We start from the raw sequence: 20,184 nt of genomic DNA, 5'->3' as shown, positions 1-20,184 counted from the left end.
TCCCCGCCGCCTAGTCGTTCTGACCTTTGCTGTCATCTTGCGGGACAATCTTTTCGATGGCGATCTGCGCGCCGGCAATCGCGCGGATGCGCAACTCTCGGGGGTGCTGGCCCAGAAACTCGTTGACCGCACGGATCACCCCGTCGCCCCACCAGCCGCGGCGGTGGTAGTCGTCGAATGCCATGATCCCACCGGGTTTGATCTTGGGAAACAAAGCGGCCAGATCAGCGGTCACGCCTTCGTATGAATGGTCTCCGTCGACATAGGCGAACGAGATGCTTTCATCATCAAAAAGCTTCAACGCAGGTACCGAAAAATCGCGTATAATACCAACCTTGCCTTCTTCGATCTCGGCCTCGAAAGTCTTTACGACCTTCTGGAAGATGGCCTCCATCTTTTCGTCTTCGGTCCGCCCCACAAACGCGGTTGTGTGCGATTCCTCACCGATATGCTTCCATGGATCGATCAGAAAAAGCTGACTGGGCTCGATCAGTTTCAGAATGGTCGGAGAGAACTCACCCTGCCAGACACCGATTTCTACGGCTAGGCCCCCCTTTGGCAAACGGGAAAGGAATGTGCGGCGGATTGCGTCTTTGCTGTTTTTGCGCTTGGTCGCTTTGTCAGCCTTCGGTTTCTTCTGGCTGCCGGGCGCAACACCGATAACCTTGGATTCGTTTGACATCTCGACCTCACTCGCAGACGGGTATCCCATTTACTCAGAACCCGTTTTGTTCATTGCGCCATGGCTACCACGCCACAGCCTCAAGAACCAGAAGCTATGTGTCCTTTTTGCCAAGCGGTGGCAACTTGTCGATACCAAGCCACGGTGGCTGCAAGCTGGTTATCCGGTATCGTGCAGCATTACGCCCGAGGAAACTGTTTATCGCCGCATTCATACCCGTATACGACCCGCCTCCGTGACGGCGATAAGATGTGAACGCGATACTCCCCCCGGGCGCAAGAACCCGGTCGATCCGACGCAACAGCTGGTTCATCACCTGCTCTGCCCGCACCCCGCGGATGATGACGACGCCGACGCTTTCGTCTTCAAACAGCTTCAGCATCAAGGGGGGCAGCGCCCGGTAGACACGCAATTGTCCGGCAAGAATGGGGGCGCGGAAGTATTCCAGCAATGCATAAAACGTGCGATCCAAAGCCTGTAGCTCGGGATCCTGAGTTGCATCCGGACATGTGAAACCGTCCCACGACAGCCCCCACGGTCCTATGATCGTCAATTTCTCGACAGCGTCCAGATCAAGTATTTCTTCGATGATTTCAATCTCAACATGTCCGATCAGCACCCAATTCTTCTTGCCACTGATTGATCGAAGAAAACTCTGCCGCTGGTCTTTTGTTCTTTCAACCTCCGGAGGGGCAGAAGGCAGGTAGACAGGATCCTTGGGGTCGAACGGCACCGAAACCTGTTTGGCATCCGTAATTTGCGCATGCTGCGCGGCGGCCTCTTCGTAATCAAACGAGGTTTCGAGGGCGTCGAGCCGAACGAACCAAGGAAAATTGTATGGCTTGGAGTTCTCGGGCTTGGACATCTTGCCGAGCCGCGTCCATTTCGCGACCTGGGCAAATGTGATGTCCGGATCCTTGTACATTTCGGCGTTGAAAGACAGATCGCCATCTTCCATCACGCCGAGTTCCAGCGCCTTGACATAGCGCCCGCTGCGAAAGCGGCTGAACTTAGCGATAAAATCCTGCGCCACCTCGGTTTTTCTGAGGCTTGCGATGCGTTCCTTGTGAAATGCAACTGCCTGATGATGCAATTGCCCCAGAACAGTATCGGATCGCAGCTTTTCATAAACCTCCCGAAGTCGTGCAACTTTGGACAGGATCGAGGTTTCTTCGATGTCGTTATAGCAATGCAGCTTCCAGTAGGCCTGACCTGTTGCCTCCATCTTCGGATGAAAACTCGAGGTATTCACATCCCCACGCAACCGCTTCATCAGATAGCTTTCCACGGACCTCACCGCATAGTGGTTCATCCGAAAAAGCCTGCGCCCAAACCCGGCGCCCGTTGATGAATACGCCCACCCTCGTCTTCGCATGGCCGGCGGCAACGGATCACCGTCCCCGTCGACCCAGGCAAATCGATCCGCCTTGTTGGGTATCGGGCCGCGCGGTCGATGCGTGCTGATTGTGCGATACGATCCGTTGTTGCGAAAGAGCGATTTGAACGCCCGCAAGTTATGGGGGCTGACGGCGCTAAGCTCGCCCGCACGGGTGAATTGCTCGACAACGAACCTATCTTCGAACTCGACGATTCCGTTGTGTCCGAACAACTGCCAGATTGCGGCAAATCCGTCCGCATGCGGCAATGCACGAAACAAATCGTCCAGTGTTCCGTCGCCGACGCGAATATCAAGAAATTCATCCACGTCGCAGACCAATATCCATTCGGCTTCTTTGCACCAGGGGTGTTCCATGGCGTTTACATAAGCTGAAGCCTGAGGTCCAAATTCCCACGGGCCGGAATTGCCGATATGCGCCAGAAACCCCAGTTCCTGGCACCGCTGAAGGATCGTGTCGGTGCCATCGGAACAATCGTTCGAATTGACGATAAAATGGGTGAAGCCGATCGAATGATAGTATGCAATCCATTCCAGGATGAACGGCCCCTCGTCTTTCATCGTGGATATGACAAGTCTCATCGCGTCTACCTGTACCCGTGGCCCGCAAATTTAGGATAGCGGGAAAAAACGCATCTTTGCAGATGTATAGCGCGCATCCCTGCCTGCGGCTTTGTTACGGGCCCCGGAAATGCATTGCAAGTGGACGAGCCCGCCGGTTCAACGTCTGCCAACTCCAAACACTGCAGACGATCGCAGCCCTGTGGGCAGCGTTCGATGCGTAGGGCTTTATGCTTGAAAACGACAATTTGATTGCCTTCGGGCGCCAACCATTTATAGCTGGCGTTCAATGTCGCCAAAGGTTTTTGGCAGCAAGGAAGCGGTATCTCGAGTGGATCATGGCAGGTAATCTTAAAGATCAAAGGGCGCATGGCCTTGATTCACTGCGCGGTATCGCTGCGTCTGCGGTCGTGTTTGTACACGCAGTGCACATTCATCCACTCGGCGTCTACTACAAGAACTGGGGTGCCGACTACTATGCGATGGGAGTGCCGCTGTTTTTCATAATAAGCGCGATGTCCATGTCGCTAGCTTATCCAAAGGGAGTGTCCTTTGATCGAAGCTGGGCCTATGCCTTGCGCAGATTTTTTCGAATTGCCCCACTCTTCTACGTGATGCTCTTTGCTTGGCTGTATATTGGGGTCCAGGCCGAAACAGGTACGATCATCAGGAATATTACATTTCTGTTCGGGTTTGTCCCCAGTGAACAAACCAGTCTTGTTCCGGCGGGTTGGTCAATCGGCGTCGAAGCTATCTTCTATCTTCTGTTCCCCTTCCTTTGGATTTGGCGGAACATTTGGTCAGCGGTGCTTCTCTTTTTGCTCGCCTGCTTGGGATGGGGGTTTGTAAACTTATCTAGTCAGGGTGAAGTTCCCGATTTTTACTATTGGACCAGCTTTTTCACGAACGCCCCGTACTTTGCGTTGGGTCTGATCGTTTGGTGCGCCTACCGTTGGACACCTAAGTCATACGAGCGCCCCGTCGGCTATCTAGCGCTCGGTGCCGGGATCGCCGGGTTGATTTACATGTATCTGTTTGGCCCGGTTCTTGATCAGGCGCAAACGCTAAACAAACCGGTTCCACTCGCACTGGTTTTGGGCTGGGGCTTCGCCTTTGCAAGCCTGGCGCTATCGCAGGCACTTCGACCTGTTTTTTTTCTCTATAACCCTTTTACCCGCTTTCTTGGAAAGATCAGTTACAGCCTATATCTGATGCATCCGTTTCTTATCTATAACACAAACCTGACCCGATGGGCCGCAACACTTACGGACAATCCGGATCTTGTGGTGCCAATTGTCTGTGTTATTACCCTAGCCGTAGCGATACCCATTGCGACTGTTATCTATTATGCTGTCGAAGTTCCATTCATCCGCCTTGCCCGCCGGATAACCAAGCCTGATTTTAGAAACCCGGCTTCACAACAATTGGCGTCGTGACGGCAGAGCACGCCTACCAAAACATTGCGGATCTATAGCATCAGGGGAACAATCTCGCCTCGATTGCGGGCGATCTCGGTAATGTCAAAAGCACCGCTTTGCAGTTCAGCCTCGCCCCGAACAACCATTGCAGAGTGATTTTTCTCGATGACTTCGCGAACGATATCTGGCCGGCAGGCGCAGGACATGACGCATTGAAGCACCAGATTCGCCAGCGCCTTTTTCCCTTCGAAATAGTCGGAATTGTAATGTTCTTCCATCGTGGACCATTGCCAGTCTTCAAGGACGAAGACGCCGCCTTCCGACATGCGCGGAAAAACGAGGTTGAACGACAACAACGTTTCCGAATACTGGTGCGATGCGTCATCTATGACGAGATCAATCTTCTCGTCGCCGAACTCTGCGTCCAGCAATTCTCCGAACCGATTGATGTCCGCTTGACTTATCCCCTTGTACAGCCGCACGTTATCCTGCCGCGAGTACCTTTCGATATAGGCGTCAAGGTGAGGCAGTTCGCGCGTCGATTATTCAACTGCAACCAGTTTGTCAGGCTGAAATACACGATCGAGAAGCGCCACGCTCCCACCCTGCCATACTCCGATATCGACGATATTGTTAACATCGATCTTCGAGGTGCAATCCAGTTCAGCCTCGATCATTTCGCGGGTTTTCACCAGCAGAAACTCGTTATCGTTCGATGTGATTTTGTGGTATTCCGCAATATCGACCGTGGCGAAAAAATTGACGCCGTCAACGGTACATCTGTTCCGCTCGGACTAGGCTATCGGTTGAATTTTCTTCTGTTGCGAACCGCCTGAAACTGAGCGCAACACAGTCGAGACAACTACCGTAAATTTGCTCACCACTATGCCCTTACCTGATGGCTGGTGTGCTTCATCTCCTGAAAGGCACAGGTTTACAAGCTTCCTTTACATCAAACGCAGAAAGAAAGCGCGAGGCAGCCGTTTCACGGCCTAACAAATGAGTTGGGTCCGACCATATTCGCCAAGACTGATGCTGAAGTTGGCGCAAACATTCGCGTAATTCGTAGCGTCAAAAAAGATATGTTTCATTCTGGACGTCAAAGCTGAGAGTTAAGGCACGTCTGAGTTGAAAAAAACGCAGTTGACAGGAAATGTGCCTCCATTTGACCAACCCTATAGGCGATTTCCAGCGAATCTTGTTGAAACTTCACAGCTGAGAGGTCAGAACCAGCCAGACATCTATGCAAGGTTATAATCTATGCTCGCGGAACTTCGGGAACAATATCTGACCACGGTTGCCCGTGCCCTGGATGGCACGATCTATGAAGACCCACCAATTCTGTTTGGAGACACCAAACCGGATTATGACTCCAAAAACCGTGAATACGGCTGGGATTGGCCGTCTGTTGCTTTCACTATGGTGGGCAGCAAGAGATTGGCCAATGTTCGCGCCATGGTGGAATCCGTCATCGGCAACCAGGTTCCCGGCGATTTTGTCGAAACCGGAGTATGGCGTGGCGGTGCCAGCATCTTTGCGAAAGCGGTACTCTTTACATATGGCCAGAATGACAGACGTGTCGTTCTGTGTGACTCTTTCAAGGGGTTGCCCGAGCCGAATGAAGAACTGTATCCTCACGACAAGGGGTCTGATTTCCACAAGTACGATGCCCTGGCCGTGTCAGCCGATTCTGTAAGGGCAAATTTTGAAAAGTTCGGGCTTTTGGACGATAATGTCGTGCTCATCGAGGGCTTTTTCAAGGACACCATGCCACTGGTGCCCAGTGAGCAGATTGCAGTGCTGCGTCTTGACGGCGACATGTATGAATCAACCATAGATCCTTTGCGGCACCTTTTTGGCAAGGTCTCGAAAGGTGGTTGGATCATCGTTGACGACTATCACGTGGTTCCCGCAGCCAAAGCTGCCGTTCATGACTATCTTGACGAAGTGGGCTATCAGCCACCCGCGATCAACGAAATCGATGGTGTGGGCGTCTATTTCCAAAAGGTCTAGAGAGGACCGGGCCTTGGGTTCAGGTCACGGGTCAGGTTGCGCCCGTCACCTGAACACCTGAAATGTCACACTCAGCGAGACTGCGGCCTGTTCGTGTTTCAGAATGGCCGACCAAGAAAATACCCTGGGGGTGCTACCGGGCAGAAACCTCGGCATTCCGATGAACGTCCAAAATGCGGAACTGATTCAAGTTCTGAAAGCGGATCTTTCCCATGGCACCTCTGTCTTCGGCAACCCTTTCGGACGTCGCACAGTGGGCACCACACCGAATGCAATCTTCGCACCCGCCCTCAACTACCTGTTCTTTCACTAAAAGTTGGTGCGGTCGAGAAGACTCGAACTTCCACGGGAGTTACCCCACAGCGACCTCAACGCTGCGCGTCTACCAATTCCGCCACGACCGCACTGCCAATGACTTGGTAACGCGGCGTATAGACGTTGGTGCGCGCGATGTGAAGAGGCAAAAACGCAGTGGTTTAAATTCCTTCGCCACGGGCATATCTCTCCAGTGGACAACACGCTATTGACCTGACAGGAGCCACACAATGCCACCGCCCGATAACCGCCCGATCGTTCAGATCGATATCGTCTCGGATGTTGTGTGTCCCTGGTGCGTTGTCGGGTTTCGACAGCTTGACATGGCGTTGCAGCAACAGGGTGTCCTTGCCCGGCTTCGCTGGCATCCGTTCGAGTTGAACCCGGACATGCCACCCGAAGGCCAAAACCTGCGTGAACATATCATGGCGAAATACGGCTCGACCGCCGAGCAAAGTCAGCAGGCACGGGACAAGCTTACCTCGATCGGGGCCAAGCTCGGCTTTGCCTTCAACTTCGACGATGACAGCAGAATGGTGAACACATTCGCGGCGCATCAGTTGCTGGATTGGGCGGAATCAGTCGGCCGACAGCATCCTTTGAAACTGGCTCTGTTCGACGCATATTTCACAGCGCAGCGGGATGTTTCCGATATGGATGTTCTGCTGGAGGCTGTTCGATCCATCGGGCTGGACGCGGATACGGCGCGACAAGCGCTTGAAAGCGGAGAACACATGGCCCCGGTGCGTGAAAAGCAGCTGTTCTGGACCAGCCGGGGCATTTCAGGCGTGCCATCCATGGTTTTTGGCGGGAAATACCTGCTGACCGGCGCGCAGGGGTCTGAAACCTATACCCAGGTGCTGCAACGTTGCCTGTCCGAGGCCGCCTGACCCCTTTTCTTGACCGATCCAGACGGATATGAGACCGGCATGGAATGGAAAATCACCGATGGTCTGACCAGCTATGACGACGCCGTTGCCTTTATGGAGGCGCGCGTCGCCGCAATCGCAAATGGCGAAGCCGAAGAATGTGTCTGGCTGCTGGAACACCCGCCGCTGTATACGGCCGGCACTTCGGCCAAGATCGAGGATCTGACCGACCCCGATCGTTTTCCGGTTTACGCAAGCAAACGCGGCGGCGAATACACCTATCACGGGCCCGGTCAACGTGTGGCCTATGTCATGCTGGACTTGAACAAACGTGGTCGCGACGTGCGTCAGTTTGTGAAACAGCTGGAGACCTGGGTGATCTCGGCGCTGGCAGAATTCAACGTGCAAGGCGAGATCCGTGATGGGCGCGTAGGGGTTTGGGTTCGGCGTGATGACAAGCCGTTGACAGTGACCGGCAAACCGGCAGAAGACAAGATCGCCGCCATTGGACTGCGCCTGCGCAAATGGGTCAGTTTTCACGGAATCTCGGTGAATGTCGAACCGGATCTGGAACATTTTTCCGGCATCGTCCCTTGCGGGATCAGCGAATACGGCGTGACCTCATTGGTCGATCTGGGCTTGCCGGTAACGATGGCAGACCTTGATGCCGCGCTGAAAAAGACATTCGCAGACGTTTTTGGCCCTGTGGCGCCCTGAATCCATCTGTCGATCACTGCGCAGCGAATCGCTGCGCGCCTCTGTTGCAAACAACAATCCCTGTGGCCGGCTGGCTCTGTTTCCCATGCGTAATGCAATTAACCCTGAATTCGATGGATTTATGGAAGTCTTTAAGCATTTTTTAACTCAGGTAGATACAAAGACCCTGTTAACGAGTAATATGGAACTGCCAATCAAGAGTGAGTGGTATGTTAACCGGTGATCCAGGGCTCGCCCTCGAAATCCGAGAAGTGTTTGGTTACGAGTCTGCCGTTCCGACCCCAAATCGGAACGGCAATTCTCTTTCAGACACTGCTATTCTTCCTGATGGCCAAATCGGGACGAACCGACGCAGGCGCGGTCGGCCTGTTCCAGTTCGAGCGTCGCATGCCCCACCCCGAAACGAACTTGCAGCGTCTGCCTGACACTGTCCCGTACCATTTCGGCATCTGACCACGCGTTCGCATCGATGACCAGATGCGCCGTCAGCGCGGGTTGCCGTTCCTGCATGCTCCACAAATGCACGTGATGCACTTCGGCCACCCCATCCGTTTCTTCGATCGCCGCGGCTACTTGCTCTGGCTCCAGGTTTGGCGGAGCGCCCAGCATCAGGACGCGGACCGTCTCGCCTATCTCTTCTTTGACATGCCACATGATGTAGACCGAGATCAGGATCGTCACCGCCGGGTCCACCCATGTCCAGCCGAACAGGATCACTGCGGTGCCCGCTACGATCACGGCGATTGATCCCAAGGCGTCCGCAACATTATGGATGAATGCGGCCCGGATATTCATGCTGTCCTTGGCCATAGTATACGTCAGAGCAGCGGTTATGAGATCGACCACCAATGCCAGCGCGGCGACCCAGACCACAAGCCATCCGTTGATCGGCTCGGGTTCAAAAAACCGCATGACGCCTTCGTAGAACAGATAGACCGACAACACGATCAACGTGGTGTAATTGACCAAGGCCGCAACGACTTCGGCCCGGCCATAGCCAAAGCTCATCCGTGGATCGGCCGGACGCCGTGCAATCTTGCGGGCAAAAAACGCGATGATCAACGCAACAGCATCCGAAAAATTGTGCAGCGCATCGGCAATCAACGCCAGAGAACCCGAAATGATGCCCCCGATGACCTGAGCCAATGTCAGGAACATGTTCACCGCAATCGCCCAAGCGACGCGCGCATCGCCAGCGTCTGGATCAATGTGGTTGTGTTGGTGACCATGCCCGGTGTGGGAATGCTGGTGTGCCATATCGTTTCATGTCCCTTGTTACGGCTTCCCAGAGCATGTAATTCCTCTAGCCACTAGAGGTTCAAGAGATCAAAACCGAAAAATGTATTCGATCGGGGACTTATCGCGCCGAACCGGAGTGAAAATTCCGACAATCCGGTTCTATGAAGACAAAGGCCTGTTGCCCAAGCCAGAGCGAACGGCGGGCAATCAACGCCGGTATGACGATACCGCGTTGAAACGGCTGATCTTCATTCGCCATTGCCGTGATCTGGGATTGCCACTGGCCGACGTCGTGGGCCTGTTGTCTCTTGAGGGCGCCTCTGGCAGCGACCTTAACCGGGCGCACGAAATTGCCCAAAAACAACTGGCCGATCTCCGGGACCGGATCGCCCGTCTGCAAAACCTCCAGGCTGAACTGACCCGAATTTCAGCGGCCTGCGACGGGCAGCACGATCATGTCTGTGCCGTGCTGCACGCGTTTCAGGATCATGGCGAATGCATGGGGCCCCATGGCGCCGAATGATCAGACGAGAGCGGCGCTGATCTTTTTCGCGTGTTCACCGATAAGCTCGAAATCCCCCATCTTGCCCGGCGGGCGCATGGAAACCCCTTCGTGGCGCGGCAGGACGTGGAAATGCAGGTGGAAGACTTCCTGCCCGCCTGCCGCCTCGTTGAATTGCTGAATAGTCACCCCGTCCGCGTCGAATGCAGACTTGACCGCCCGGGCCATCTTCTGCACCGTTTTTATAACCGCCGTCAGTTGCTCGGGCGTGGCATCCAGTACGTTGCGGCATGGTGTTTTGGGGATCACCAAAAGATGCCCGTCCACGCGCGGCATGATATCCATGAAAGCCAGCGTTTCATCATCCTCGTACACGCGCATGCACGGGATTTCTTCGCGCAGGATTTTGGCAAAGATATTGTCGGAGTCGTAATCAGCCATCTCAAACCTCTGGATTGCGGGTGTTGGCACAGTTCTGAGACGCACGCGGGCAACGGTCAAGGCGGAACTCTGCCTACGCCCATGCCGCATCGACAGTCCGGGCTTGAATTCTTATCCGCCATGCCCAGATACCCAACGTTCAAGGCCGGAAAACCGTGCAGCACCCGCGTGCCCGCGACAATTAATCTTGATCCAGATCAAACTCGGCCATTGAAGGTGCCCTCTTCACATTCTAAAACCAGCAGGAATCCCGCGCGTTGGAGAGGTCCGACTGCGCGGTGCAGTTGCAACAGGAGGCACCTATAATGGCAGACGCAGCCATTCACGGTCACGACCATGAAGATCAGCGCAGCTTTTTCCAGCGCTGGTTCATGTCGACCAACCACAAGGACATCGGGATTCTGTACCTGGTCGTTTCGGCCCTTGCCGGTCTGATCTCGGTGGCGATGACCGTTTACATGCGGCTCGAGCTGATGCACCCGGGCGTTCAGTACATGTGCCTGGAAGGCTTCATGGCCGACCCATGTACCCCCAACGGACACTTGTGGAACGTGATGATCACCTATCACGGTGTTCTGATGATGTTCTTCGTTGTCATCCCTGCCCTGTTCGGCGGATTTGGCAACTATTTCATGCCGTTGCAGATCGGTGCGCCGGACATGGCGTTCCCGCGGATGAACAACCTGTCCTTCTGGCTGTATGTCGCTGGCACCTCGCTGGGTGTTGCCTCGCTGCTCAGCCCGGGTGGTAACGATCAGCTCGGCTCGGGTGTGGGCTGGGTTCTGTATCCGCCGCTGTCGACGACCGAAGGCGGCATGTCCATGGACCTGGCGATTTTCGCCGTGCACGTATCGGGCGCCTCCTCGATCCTCGGCGCGATCAACATGATCACCACCTTCCTGAACATGCGTGCCCCGGGCATGACCCTGTTCAAGGTACCGCTGTTCAGCTGGTCGATCTTCGTCACCTCATGGCTGATTCTGCTGTCGCTGCCGGTTCTGGCAGGCGCGATCACCATGCTGCTGATGGACCGCAACTTTGGCTTCACCTTCTTTGATCCGGCCGGTGGCGGTGACCCGATCCTGTATCAGCACATCCTGTGGTTCTTCGGACACCCCGAAGTGTACATCGTGATCCTGCCCGGTTTCGGCATCATCAGCCACGTGATCGCCACCTTCTCGCGCAAGCCGATCTTCGGCTATCTGCCGATGGTATGGGCGATCATCGCAATCGGCGTGCTGGGCTTTGTCGTGTGGGCGCACCACATGTACACCGTCGGCATGTCGCTGCGTCAGCAGGCCTATTTCATGCTGGCAACGATGGTCATCGCGGTTCCGACGGGTGTCAAGGTGTTCTCGTGGATCGCCACCATGTGGGGCGGCTCGATCGAGTTCAAGACACCGATGCTGTTCGCCTTCGGCTTCCTGTTCCTGTTCACCGTCGGCGGTGTGACCGGTGTGGTTCTGTCGCAGGCCGGTGTCGACCGTGCCTACCACGACACCTACTATGTTGTGGCACATTTCCACTACGTGATGTCGCTGGGTGCTGTCTTCGCGATCTTTGCTGGGGTGTACTTCTACTTCAGCAAGATGACGGGTCGTCAGTACTCTGAGTTCTGGGGCAAGGTTCATTTCTGGCTGTTCTTCATCGGCGCCAACCTGACCTTCTTCCCGCAGCACTTCCTGGGCCGTCAGGGCATGCCGCGCCGCTACATCGACTACCCCGAGGCATTCGCCCAGTGGAACTTCGTTTCGTCGATCGGCGCATTTATCTCGTTCGCCTCGTTCCTGCTGTTCTTCGGTATCGTGTTCTACGCCCTGTTCCGTGGCGCGAAAGAGACACGTCCGAACCCGTGGAACGAATACGCGGATACGCTGGAATGGACCCTGCCGACGCCGCCGCCCGAACACACGTTCGAGCAGCTGCCCAAGCAGGAAGACTGGGACAAAGGCCACGCGCACTGATCCCGATCTGATCCAAGGAAACCCCGCCCACGTGGCGGGGTTTTTTCGTTTCCACCTCTGCCGGTTCGCCAAGTGTACCAAAATCCGCTATGATACCCGCACAGAACAGTCGGAGGATCGGCAATGCCGGAAATCGACTTTTGGTATTCAATCGGCAGCACTTACAGCTTCCTTACCGTGATGCGTCTGGACGACTGGTGCGCTGAACATGACGCCACCGTTAACTGGCGGCCCTTTAATGTGCGCACGGTCATGTCAGCCCAGCAGAATATCCCGTTCGCCGGAAAACCCGAAAAATCCGCATATATGTGGCGTGATATCGAACGGCGCTGTGCCAAGTATCACATCCACGCCAGCCTGCCCGCACCCTATCCGATTTCCGATCTTGCCCTGGCCAATCAGGTCGCTTTGCTTGGTATGACGGATGGGTGGGGCAAGTCATTTACCCAGAACCTATACCGCATCTGGTTCGAGGATGGCGTCGAGGCGGGCAGCGAAAGCGCCCTGTCCGAAGCTTTGCTACGGTGCCAGCAGGACCCTCGTCTGACACTGGCCCGCGCGCGCAGCCCGGATATCGTCACCGCGCTGGAAGCTGAAACAGACATCGCCGTGAAACTGGGTGTTTTCGGCGCCCCCAGCTTCGTGGTGAGGCAAGAGGTGTTCTGGGGCGACGACCGTTTGGATGACGCCTTGTCCTGGGCGCGTGTGGGCCACGTGGTCTGATCAAAATCCGTCGACATGAGGCGGCACTGCGATATGTTTCCGGTATGCCATACAAATGGAATCAGACATCCGAAACCGAACAGGAACTGCGCCTCTGGCCGCATAACTCTCTGCCGCGACGTGGGGCAATGATTGCCATCCTGTCTGTATTTCTGTTCGGTTTGATCCCATTGTTGGCCGTGCTTGGGTCGGTCGTGTTGTGGGGCCTGTTACCGTTTCTGCTGTTGACGGTGCTTGGGCTTTGGCTGGGGATTCAGGCGAACTATCGCGCGCGCAGTGCGTTTGAGGTTTTCACCTTGTCCGGTTCACAAGCCCGCCTGGTGCATCACACCCCGGGCAAGGACCAACAGGAATGGTCGTGCAATCGCTATTGGGCACGACCTGAGATGTACGAAAAAGGTGGTCCGGTGCCACACTACGTCACGCTCGTCGGAGACGGGCGTGAGGTCGAAATCGGGGCGTTTTTGTCGGAAGACGAGCGTATCACGCTCTACGACGACCTAGCCAGAAAACTGCGCGATCCTGTCGCGCAGTAGGTGTCTCAGCAGTCGCCGTTTGATGCGGCGCAGAGTTGGTCCTTGACCATGGGTCCGACCTTGCCGAAGTCCATCTGTCCGGTATAGCGGGTCTTCAGCTCGCCCATGACCTTGCCCATGTCCCGAATGGAACCGGCACCGGTTGAAGTAATCGCGGCATGAATCGCCTTTGACACTTCATCATCATCCAGCTGCTTGGGCAGAAACTCTTCGATGACGGTGACTTCCTGCATCTCGCGCTCGGCCAGGTCCAGGCGTCCGCCCTCTTCATAGGCGCGCGCACTTTCCTTACGTTGCTTGGTCATTTTACCAAGTATTTCAAGCACCTCTGCATCACCGCAGCCCTTGACCTCTTCATTGTCCGAGGCGCGCGCGGCGATGTCGCGGTCCTTGATGGCCGCGTTGATCAACCGCAGTGTCGACAGACGCTCGGCTGCTTTGTCTTTCATTGCTTGCTTCAGGGCGGCATTCACCCGTGATCGCATGTCCATTTGGCTTGTCCATCCCCATGACAACGGAACCCCGAACATATCTAAACAAAAAGCGTGTTACAACCGGGGGCGACCAAGCTTAACCCATTGAAAAATAACAATAGCCCAAAAATTGAACAGACTTGACCCAAGCGCTTAACCCCCTTAGGTATGCGCCGGTTTACCTTGCAGGAGAGTCGCGCCATGGCCCAGAACGCCCCGTCCAAGCCCACCGCATGTCTGGCTTTGGCCGACGGAACGCTGTTTTACGGCATCGGTTTCGGAGCAACCGGACAGACCGTGGCTGAGCTCTGCTTCAACACAGCGATGTCCGGATATCAGGAAATCATGACCGATCCATCCTATGCCGGGCAGATCGTCACCTTTACCTTCCCCCATATCGGCAATGTCGGCGTGAACCCGGAAGATGACGAAACCGGTGATCCGGTCGCCGCTGGAATGGTCGTCAAATGGGATCCGACCGAGCCGTCCAACTGGCGCTCGGCCGAAGAACTCAAGGGCTGGCTTGCCCGCCGTGGACGCATCGCCATCGGCGGCGTTGATACCCGCCGTCTGACCCGCGCCATCCGCCAGCAGGGCGCGCCGCATGTGGCGCTGGCTCATGATCCCGAGGGCAATTTCGACATCGAAGCACTGGTTGCTGCGGCCCGCGGCTTTGCCGGGCTGGAAGGTATGGACTTGGCCAAGGAAGTCACCTGTGCCCAAAGCTACCGCTGGGATGAAATGCGCTGGGCTTGGCCGGAAGGATACAAGCGGCAAGAGGCCCCCGCCCACAAAGTCGTGGCTGTCGATTATGGAGCAAAGCGCAACATTCTGCGCTGTCTCGCCTCGGCTGGATGTGATGTAACCGTTTTGCCAGCGACGGCGACGGCTGCCGAAGTGCTGGCCCATCAGCCGGATGGCGTTTTCCTGTCGAACGGCCCCGGCGACCCGGCCGCAACGGGTGCCTATGCTGTGCCGATGATCAAGGAAATTCTGGATACAACCGATCTGCCCGTCTTTGGTATCTGCCTTGGCCACCAGATGCTGGCGCTGGCGTTGGGCGGTCAGACAGTCAAGATGAACCACGGCCACCACGGCGCGAACCACCCGGTCAAGGATCTGGAAACCGGCAAGGTCGAAATCACGTCGATGAATCACGGTTTCGCCGTGGACGCACAGTCTTTGCCGGAGGGCGTGGTCGAGACCCACAGATCACTTTTTGACGGCTCGAACTGCGGGATCCGCATGACTGACAGACCTGTATACTCGGTACAATACCACCCCGAAGCGTCGCCCGGACCCCAGGACAGTTTTTACCTGTTCGAACGTTTCGCCGATGCGATGGAAAAGAAAAAAGAGCAGGCATAAACCCTTAAGTTACCAGAGTTAACGGCACATTAACCTTGTTTGATCAACCCTGAGCACAGGTAGCTGTGCCAGGGTTTCTTTATGGTTGAACTTAACCTTCAGAATTTTACAACCGCCACCCCGATTCCTGCGCCCGGTTTTCGCAAACCGCTGGGCGCTTGCCTGCTGGAAACCGAGGTTATCACGCGCTCGCAACTGGACAATGCGTTGAGCTTGCAGACCAGGCAGAAAGCGCCGCTTGGCGAGATTCTGGTTGGCGAGGGGTATGCCACCAGGCAGGACGTTCTGAAGGCCCTGTCGACGCAGTTCGGGTGGCAGATCGCGGACCTCGAACAAATTCCACCGATGCCCGGATTGTGCAACCTGAAGCCGGTAGATTTCTGGCTTGAGAACAATGTCATTCCTTGGATGCGCATCGGCCCTCTGGTTTTGGTCGCCACTGCCCGGCCCGATCGTTTTGCAACCGTGGCAGCCGAGATGCAGGATTGCGACTGTGCCATCCTGCCGGTTCTTGCGGATTCTCATCAGATCGACAGGGTCATTGCACAGCACTTCGCGCGGACGCTCGCAAAAGCGGCCGAAACCCGTGTGAACGCGGCACAAAGCTGCCGTAACTGGACCGCCGGGTCCCGGCTCGTATCATCAGCAACAACGCTGGGTGTGCTGTGTCTTTTCGCCCTGTTCCCTTCGTTTGGATTGATGGTTTTGTTGGGCGCGGCCGTAGGTAGTTTGGTTCTTTTTGCAGCCTTTCGGATAATGGGCGCCCTGGCCTGTCTCAGCGACCGCATGAAAAAGCCGACCCAGCCAACAGAGGCGGCGATCGCGCTGCGTCACCCCTGCGTGTCCATCATGGTGCCGTTGTACAAGGAGCGAGAAATCGCGAGTGCTCTGGTGCAACGGCTTCAAAGGCTGACCTATCCCAAAGCGCTGCTGGACGTCATTCTCGTGCTCGAGGCGACCGATGACGTGACGCGCGACGCCCTTGCGCGAGTGGCTCTGCCCAGTTGGATGCATGTTGTTGAAGTCCCGGAACTGAACGGGTTGACCACCAAACCGCGCGCCATGAATTACGCGCTGGATTTTTGCCGTGGTGACATTGTTGGCGTTTGGGATGCCGAAGACGCACCACAGCCAGATCAGATTGAACGAGTGGTTGCGCATTTCACCCAAGCTTCGCCCGAGGTGGTTTGCCTGCAAGGTGTTTTGGACTACTACAACCCTCGCACGAACTGGCGGTCACGCTGTTTCACCATCGAATACAACGGCTGGTTTCGCGTGATCCTACCGGGCATCGCACGTATGGGGCTGGTCGTCCCGCTTGGGGGAACGACGTTCTTTTTCCGCCGCGAAAAGCTGTTGGAGCTGGGCGGTTGGGACGCCCACAATGTCACCGAAGATGCCGATTTGGGCGTGCGGCTTTGCCGGGCGGGTTACCGGACCGAGATGGTGGACACCGCCACCTTCGAAGAGGCGAATTTCCGTGCCTGGCCGTGGGTGAAGCAACGCTCACGCTGGCTCAAGGGGTTCATGGTCACCTATCTTGTGCACATGCGGGACCCGCGGAAACTGTATGCAGATTTGGGTGCGGCCCAGTTTATCGGCCTACAGGCATTCTTTCTGGGCACTCTGGGTCAGTTCCTGCTGGCCCCTGTTCTATGGATTTTCTGGTTGTACGCCCTGGGCATGCCCAATCCGATGGAGCAGATCCTGCCGCAGCAGATCACGACGGCGCTGATTTGGCTGTTTCTGGCAACCGAGGCCCTGAACATATGCGTCGGGATCATCGCTGTATCCGCGCGTGAACGTCGGTTTTTGCTGCCGTGGGTCCCGACGATGTGTCTGTATTTCCCGCTGGGGGTGGTCGCCGGTTACAAAGCCCTGTGGGAACTGGCGACAAATCCGTTTTTTTGGGACAAAACCCAACACGGGCAGGCCAGCGAAGACGTTCCGCTGGCCTGACGTTCACTTGTCGCGACGACTGGCATCCTGTTTCAGACGTGTCATGAAGGCGATTGAAATATGTTCCTTCAACGCCTGCCCTGCGGCTTCTTCGTCTCGGGCCGCGATGGCCTCGACGATTCCCTTATGCTCACTTTGCGCAATCTCGCCACGACCCTGAACAGCCAGCGAAGTGGTCGCCATCAAAGCCATGGTCCGGTGAACCAGATCAAGCTGCTGAACCAGATAGCGATTGTGTGACGCCAGATGAATCTGTTCGTGAAACCGCCGGTTGGCGCGCGACAAAGCCGTTGGGTCATCGATCAACTTGTCGTCTTCGACGACCATATCCTGAAGAACCTTGATTTCTTCCTCAGTGGCGTGCTTTGCGGCAAGGCGCGCAGCCAGCCCTTCAAGTTCCCGGCGCACGATGTAAAGCTCGGCCATCTGGTTGTGATCCAGGGATGCGACGATCAACGACCGCCCGTCCCGTTCCAGCAAAGACTGGGTTTCCAACCGTTGCAACGCTTCGCGGATCGGGGTGCGTGACACTCCGAAACGCTCTGCCAGTTCGCTTTCCACCAACCGATCACCGGGTTTGTAGACACCCACATCGATGGCTTCCAGGATAAGGCTGTAGGCGTCCTTGGTCGGGGATCGGGTCTGGCTCATGGGATCGTTTGTCTCCTCGTTCGGACATGTCTAGCCGTGACAGGGGGCGGCGATCAAGTACAGCATTGAAAACCGACCGACTGCGCCCTAAACCCAAGCCATGGTCAAACCTTCGTTTAGTCATGTCACACAATGGGTGTTCGATCTGGACAACACCCTATACCCACCGCATATGCGGCTGTTCGATCAGATAGAAGTTCTGATGACGGATTATGTGGTGCAAGCCATCGGTGTTGACCGGGCCGAGGCCGACCGGCTGCGCGCGCATTACTGGCGGGAATACGGGACCACGCTGGCTGGGTTGATGGCCGAACATGATCTGGACCCCGACCCTTACCTGCACGCGGTACATCAGGTTGACATGAGCCACATGGACCCGGATGCGGAACTGGCCGATCACATCCGCGCCCTTCCCGGCCGGCGGATCGTCTACACCAACGGCAGCGCGCCCTACGCGGAACGGGTCCTTGAGGCACGCGGCCTGACAGGCCTGTTCGACGCGATATACGGTGTTGAACATGCAGGGTACCGACCAAAGCCCGAAAAAGCTGCGTTCGAAGCGATTTTTGAAAAAGACGGTCTTCAGACAGAAACGGCGGCCATGTTCGAAGATGAACCACGCAATCTCGCGGCCCCGCACGAGATGGGAATGCGTACGGTTCATGTTTCCCCCGACCCGCATGAAGCCGATCACATCCACCATCACACGGACGATCTGACCGCGTTTCTGTCGCGCCTGCGATAGGCTGTCACACTGCGACGATCTGCACGTTCTGCACGCGCTTCCACACCCCTATATGCGCGGCAGCGACGAACAGATGGAGACCCCGATGAGCGCGATTGACATGCCGCTGCGCCTACCGATTTGGCAGCGCCTTTTCTTTGCAATTCCCGTCTTTGGATGGCTGGCGCGCGACGCGGTCAACGCCAAGGCAGAAGACTTGTATTACACCGCCGCTGCGATTTTCAGCATGTGGGGCTGCTCCATCATGTTGTTCGGCCTTCCCGGTCTCTACATCCCTGCCCTTATGATGGTGCCGCTGATGTTTCTGATCCTCATCCTGATTTCACGGGGCTGAAATACGGGACAGGATGTCACTTGGCACTTGGGGCAGATCCGAACTAGGTTCTGCCCAGAATGATGAGAGGCGCCATGTCCGACAGCTGTGACATCCTGATTTCCGGTGGCGGGATCGCCGGTCTGACCGCTGCGGCGGTATTCGGAACAGCAGGTTTTGAAGTGATCTGCGTTGATCCGAGCCCTCCGATCACCGAGCGGGACGTGGACGGGTCGGACCTGCGTACAACGGCTTTCTTGCAGCCTGCGCGCGGCCTGCTGGAACAATGCGGTCTGTGGGCAAGACTGGATGCACAGGCAGCCCCGTTGCAAGTCATGCGGATCGTTGACGCCGGGGGCGACTTGCCCGAGCCACGCGTCGTTCGCGACTTCAACGCGGCCGACATCTCCGAACAACCTTTCGGCTGGAACCTGCCCAACTGGCTGTTGCGCCGTGAAATGGTGGCACGACTGGCCGAGTTGCCGAATGTCGATTTCCGCCCCGGCACCGCGACCACCAGCCTGTTCACCCGAACCGCCGAGGCCCGCGTGGGCCTGAGCGATGGCCGCCGCGTTCGGTGCAGACTTGTGATTGCTGCCGATGGTCGCAATTCGCCAATGCGCGAAGCGGCCGGCATCGAGGTGCACACAACTCGATATGGACAAAAAGCGTTGGCATTTGCGGTGACGCACCCCATTCCACACGAGAATGTCTCGACTGAGATTCACAGATCCGGGGGGCCGTTCACGCTGGTGCCTCTGCCGGACTGGAACGGGCAGCCCTCGTCCGCTATCGTCTGGATGGAGCGCGGCCCGAAGGCCGTTGAACTTCTGAACCTGGAACCCGAGGCATTCGAGGCCGCCATGACCTCTCGGTCCTGCGGTTTGTTCGGCCCGCTGAAATTGGCATCCCGCAGAACGATCTGGCCGATCATCAGCCAATCGGCGGAACGGTTGGCGGGTGAACGCATTGCGCTGATGGCCGAGGCGGCGCATGTGGTGCCTCCCATCGGGGCACAGGGATTGAACATGTCTCTGGGCGACCTGCGTTGCCTGCTGGATTTGGCACAGGCCCGGCCCGAAGGTCTGGGAGACGAACAGATGCTGGGCGCCTATCACAAGGCCCGTCACACCGAGGTCCAGATGCGCGTCAAGGGCATTGATCTGCTAAACCGTGCCTCGATGATCGAGACGCGGCCGCTGCGGGATGCACGGGCGATGGGGCTGAGCGCGCTCTATTCCCTGCCCCCCGTGCGCAAGACTTTGATGCAGATGGGCCTCGGCGTTCGCTAAGGCCCGG

Annotated in this window: 22 protein-coding genes and 1 tRNA gene; 15 read left to right on the top strand and 8 right to left on the bottom strand. The window is 56.5% G+C overall.

From position 1 onward, the window contains the following. Nucleotides 1-10: 10 nt before the first annotated feature. Nucleotides 11-682 (bottom strand): class I SAM-dependent methyltransferase, encoded by a 672-nt coding sequence (locus ACR0FB_RS09155; protein ID WP_171723465.1) that lies wholly within the window; start codon nucleotides 680-682, stop codon nucleotides 11-13. 94 nt (nucleotides 683-776) lie between these two features. Continuing rightward, nucleotides 777-2,660, bottom strand: a complete 1,884-nt coding sequence (locus ACR0FB_RS09150) for a glycosyltransferase family 2 protein (RefSeq protein ID WP_480619146.1) — start codon at nucleotides 2,658-2,660, stop codon at nucleotides 777-779. Nucleotides 2,661-2,977: 317 nt separating this feature from the next. On the opposite strand from ACR0FB_RS09150, the gene ACR0FB_RS09145 reads away from it, so the two are divergent. Continuing rightward, nucleotides 2,978-4,075, top strand: a complete 1,098-nt coding sequence (locus tag ACR0FB_RS09145) for an acyltransferase family protein (RefSeq protein WP_480894663.1) — start codon at nucleotides 2,978-2,980, stop codon at nucleotides 4,073-4,075. Between the two features lie 32 nt (nucleotides 4,076-4,107). Here the strand turns inward: ACR0FB_RS09145 and ACR0FB_RS09140 are convergent, their stop codons facing one another. Continuing rightward, complete coding sequence (locus ACR0FB_RS09140; protein WP_480619985.1) at nucleotides 4,108-4,566, bottom strand: class I SAM-dependent methyltransferase; 459 nt, start codon at nucleotides 4,564-4,566, stop codon at nucleotides 4,108-4,110. 12 nt (nucleotides 4,567-4,578) lie between these two features. Between ACR0FB_RS09140 and ACR0FB_RS09135 the strand changes: the two genes are divergently transcribed. From ACR0FB_RS09135 to ACR0FB_RS09125, 3 genes are all read left to right on the top strand, one after another. Continuing rightward, on the top strand, nucleotides 4,579-4,893 hold the full coding sequence (locus ACR0FB_RS09135) for a hypothetical protein (protein WP_480489935.1): 315 nt from the start codon (nucleotides 4,579-4,581) through the stop codon (nucleotides 4,891-4,893). 424 nt (nucleotides 4,894-5,317) lie between these two features. Continuing rightward, complete coding sequence (locus ACR0FB_RS09130; protein WP_480619142.1) at nucleotides 5,318-6,070, top strand: TylF/MycF/NovP-related O-methyltransferase; 753 nt, start codon at nucleotides 5,318-5,320, stop codon at nucleotides 6,068-6,070. A gap of 103 nt (nucleotides 6,071-6,173) precedes the next feature. Next, complete coding sequence (locus ACR0FB_RS09125) at nucleotides 6,174-6,383, top strand: hypothetical protein (RefSeq protein WP_209833391.1); 210 nt, start codon at nucleotides 6,174-6,176, stop codon at nucleotides 6,381-6,383. 4 nt (nucleotides 6,384-6,387) lie between these two features. Here the strand turns inward: ACR0FB_RS09125 and ACR0FB_RS09120 are convergent. Then, a tRNA-Leu gene (locus ACR0FB_RS09120) sits at nucleotides 6,388-6,474 on the bottom strand. A 141-nt stretch (nucleotides 6,475-6,615) separates the two neighbouring features. Here ACR0FB_RS09120 and ACR0FB_RS09115 point away from each other — a divergent pair. Next, nucleotides 6,616-7,275, top strand: a complete 660-nt coding sequence (locus tag ACR0FB_RS09115; RefSeq protein ID WP_171723470.1) for a DsbA family oxidoreductase — start codon at nucleotides 6,616-6,618, stop codon at nucleotides 7,273-7,275. Between the two features lie 39 nt (nucleotides 7,276-7,314). After that, nucleotides 7,315-7,971, top strand: a complete 657-nt coding sequence (lipB, locus tag ACR0FB_RS09110) for a lipoyl(octanoyl) transferase LipB (RefSeq protein WP_171633236.1) — start codon at nucleotides 7,315-7,317, stop codon at nucleotides 7,969-7,971. A gap of 315 nt (nucleotides 7,972-8,286) precedes the next feature. On the opposite strand, the gene ACR0FB_RS09105 is transcribed toward lipB, so the two are convergent. Continuing rightward, the gene (locus ACR0FB_RS09105) at nucleotides 8,287-9,228 is read right to left on the bottom strand and encodes a cation diffusion facilitator family transporter (RefSeq protein WP_480619140.1); all 942 of its coding nucleotides are present in this window, start codon (nucleotides 9,226-9,228) and stop codon (nucleotides 8,287-8,289) included. An 82-nt stretch (nucleotides 9,229-9,310) separates the two neighbouring features. On the opposite strand from ACR0FB_RS09105, the gene ACR0FB_RS09100 reads away from it, so the two are divergent. Next, entirely contained in the window at nucleotides 9,311-9,733 is a 423-nt protein-coding gene (locus tag ACR0FB_RS09100; RefSeq protein ID WP_480619138.1) for a MerR family transcriptional regulator, read from the top strand. Here ACR0FB_RS09100 and ACR0FB_RS09095 read toward each other — a convergent pair whose 3' ends face one another. Continuing rightward, nucleotides 9,734-10,153 (bottom strand): HIT family protein, encoded by a 420-nt coding sequence (locus tag ACR0FB_RS09095; protein WP_480619135.1) that lies wholly within the window; start codon nucleotides 10,151-10,153, stop codon nucleotides 9,734-9,736. Nucleotides 10,154-10,458: 305 nt separating this feature from the next. Here ACR0FB_RS09095 and ctaD point away from each other — a divergent pair, with 305 nt between their 5' ends. The 3 genes from ctaD to ACR0FB_RS09080 all read left to right on the top strand — a co-directional run bounded on the left by ctaD (nucleotide 10,459) and on the right by ACR0FB_RS09080 (nucleotide 13,376). Further along, complete coding sequence (gene ctaD, locus ACR0FB_RS09090; RefSeq protein ID WP_170346621.1) at nucleotides 10,459-12,117, top strand: cytochrome c oxidase subunit I; 1,659 nt, start codon at nucleotides 10,459-10,461, stop codon at nucleotides 12,115-12,117. A 123-nt stretch (nucleotides 12,118-12,240) separates the two neighbouring features. Then, nucleotides 12,241-12,840, top strand: a complete 600-nt coding sequence (locus ACR0FB_RS09085) for a 2-hydroxychromene-2-carboxylate isomerase (RefSeq protein ID WP_171723474.1) — start codon at nucleotides 12,241-12,243, stop codon at nucleotides 12,838-12,840. A 44-nt stretch (nucleotides 12,841-12,884) separates the two neighbouring features. Then, entirely contained in the window at nucleotides 12,885-13,376 is a 492-nt protein-coding gene (locus ACR0FB_RS09080) for a DUF2244 domain-containing protein (RefSeq protein WP_171633245.1), read from the top strand. 5 nt (nucleotides 13,377-13,381) lie between these two features. Here the strand turns inward: ACR0FB_RS09080 and ACR0FB_RS09075 are convergent, their stop codons facing one another. Next, the gene (locus ACR0FB_RS09075) at nucleotides 13,382-13,867 is read right to left on the bottom strand and encodes a GatB/YqeY domain-containing protein (protein ID WP_171633249.1); all 486 of its coding nucleotides are present in this window, start codon (nucleotides 13,865-13,867) and stop codon (nucleotides 13,382-13,384) included. A gap of 183 nt (nucleotides 13,868-14,050) precedes the next feature. Here ACR0FB_RS09075 and carA point away from each other — a divergent pair, with 183 nt between their 5' ends. Both carA and ACR0FB_RS09065 read left to right on the top strand, forming a co-directional pair. Then, on the top strand, nucleotides 14,051-15,217 hold the full coding sequence (gene carA / locus ACR0FB_RS09070; protein ID WP_171633252.1) for a glutamine-hydrolyzing carbamoyl-phosphate synthase small subunit: 1,167 nt from the start codon (nucleotides 14,051-14,053) through the stop codon (nucleotides 15,215-15,217). 81 nt (nucleotides 15,218-15,298) lie between these two features. Then, complete coding sequence (locus ACR0FB_RS09065) at nucleotides 15,299-17,176, top strand: glycosyltransferase (RefSeq protein WP_480619133.1); 1,878 nt, start codon at nucleotides 15,299-15,301, stop codon at nucleotides 17,174-17,176. A gap of 3 nt (nucleotides 17,177-17,179) precedes the next feature. Here ACR0FB_RS09065 and ACR0FB_RS09060 read toward each other — a convergent pair whose 3' ends face one another. Next, nucleotides 17,180-17,827, bottom strand: a complete 648-nt coding sequence (locus tag ACR0FB_RS09060; protein WP_171633258.1) for a GntR family transcriptional regulator — start codon at nucleotides 17,825-17,827, stop codon at nucleotides 17,180-17,182. A gap of 100 nt (nucleotides 17,828-17,927) precedes the next feature. Between ACR0FB_RS09060 and ACR0FB_RS09055 the strand changes: the two genes are divergently transcribed. From ACR0FB_RS09055 to ACR0FB_RS09045, 3 genes are all read left to right on the top strand, one after another. Next, nucleotides 17,928-18,572, top strand: a complete 645-nt coding sequence (locus ACR0FB_RS09055; RefSeq protein ID WP_171723477.1) for a pyrimidine 5'-nucleotidase — start codon at nucleotides 17,928-17,930, stop codon at nucleotides 18,570-18,572. 85 nt (nucleotides 18,573-18,657) lie between these two features. Beyond that, complete coding sequence (locus ACR0FB_RS09050; protein WP_171228521.1) at nucleotides 18,658-18,906, top strand: hypothetical protein; 249 nt, start codon at nucleotides 18,658-18,660, stop codon at nucleotides 18,904-18,906. A 74-nt stretch (nucleotides 18,907-18,980) separates the two neighbouring features. Further along, a complete protein-coding gene (locus ACR0FB_RS09045; protein WP_480619131.1) occupies nucleotides 18,981-20,177 on the top strand; it encodes a UbiH/UbiF family hydroxylase in 1,197 nt (398 codons plus the stop codon). Nucleotides 20,178-20,184: the final 7 nt, after the last annotated feature.

It is taken from the genome of Ruegeria sp. P10 (assembly GCF_056534925.1).
The sequence above is the reverse complement of the archived record's forward strand: the minus strand, read 5'-3'. Positions and strand labels throughout refer to the sequence as shown.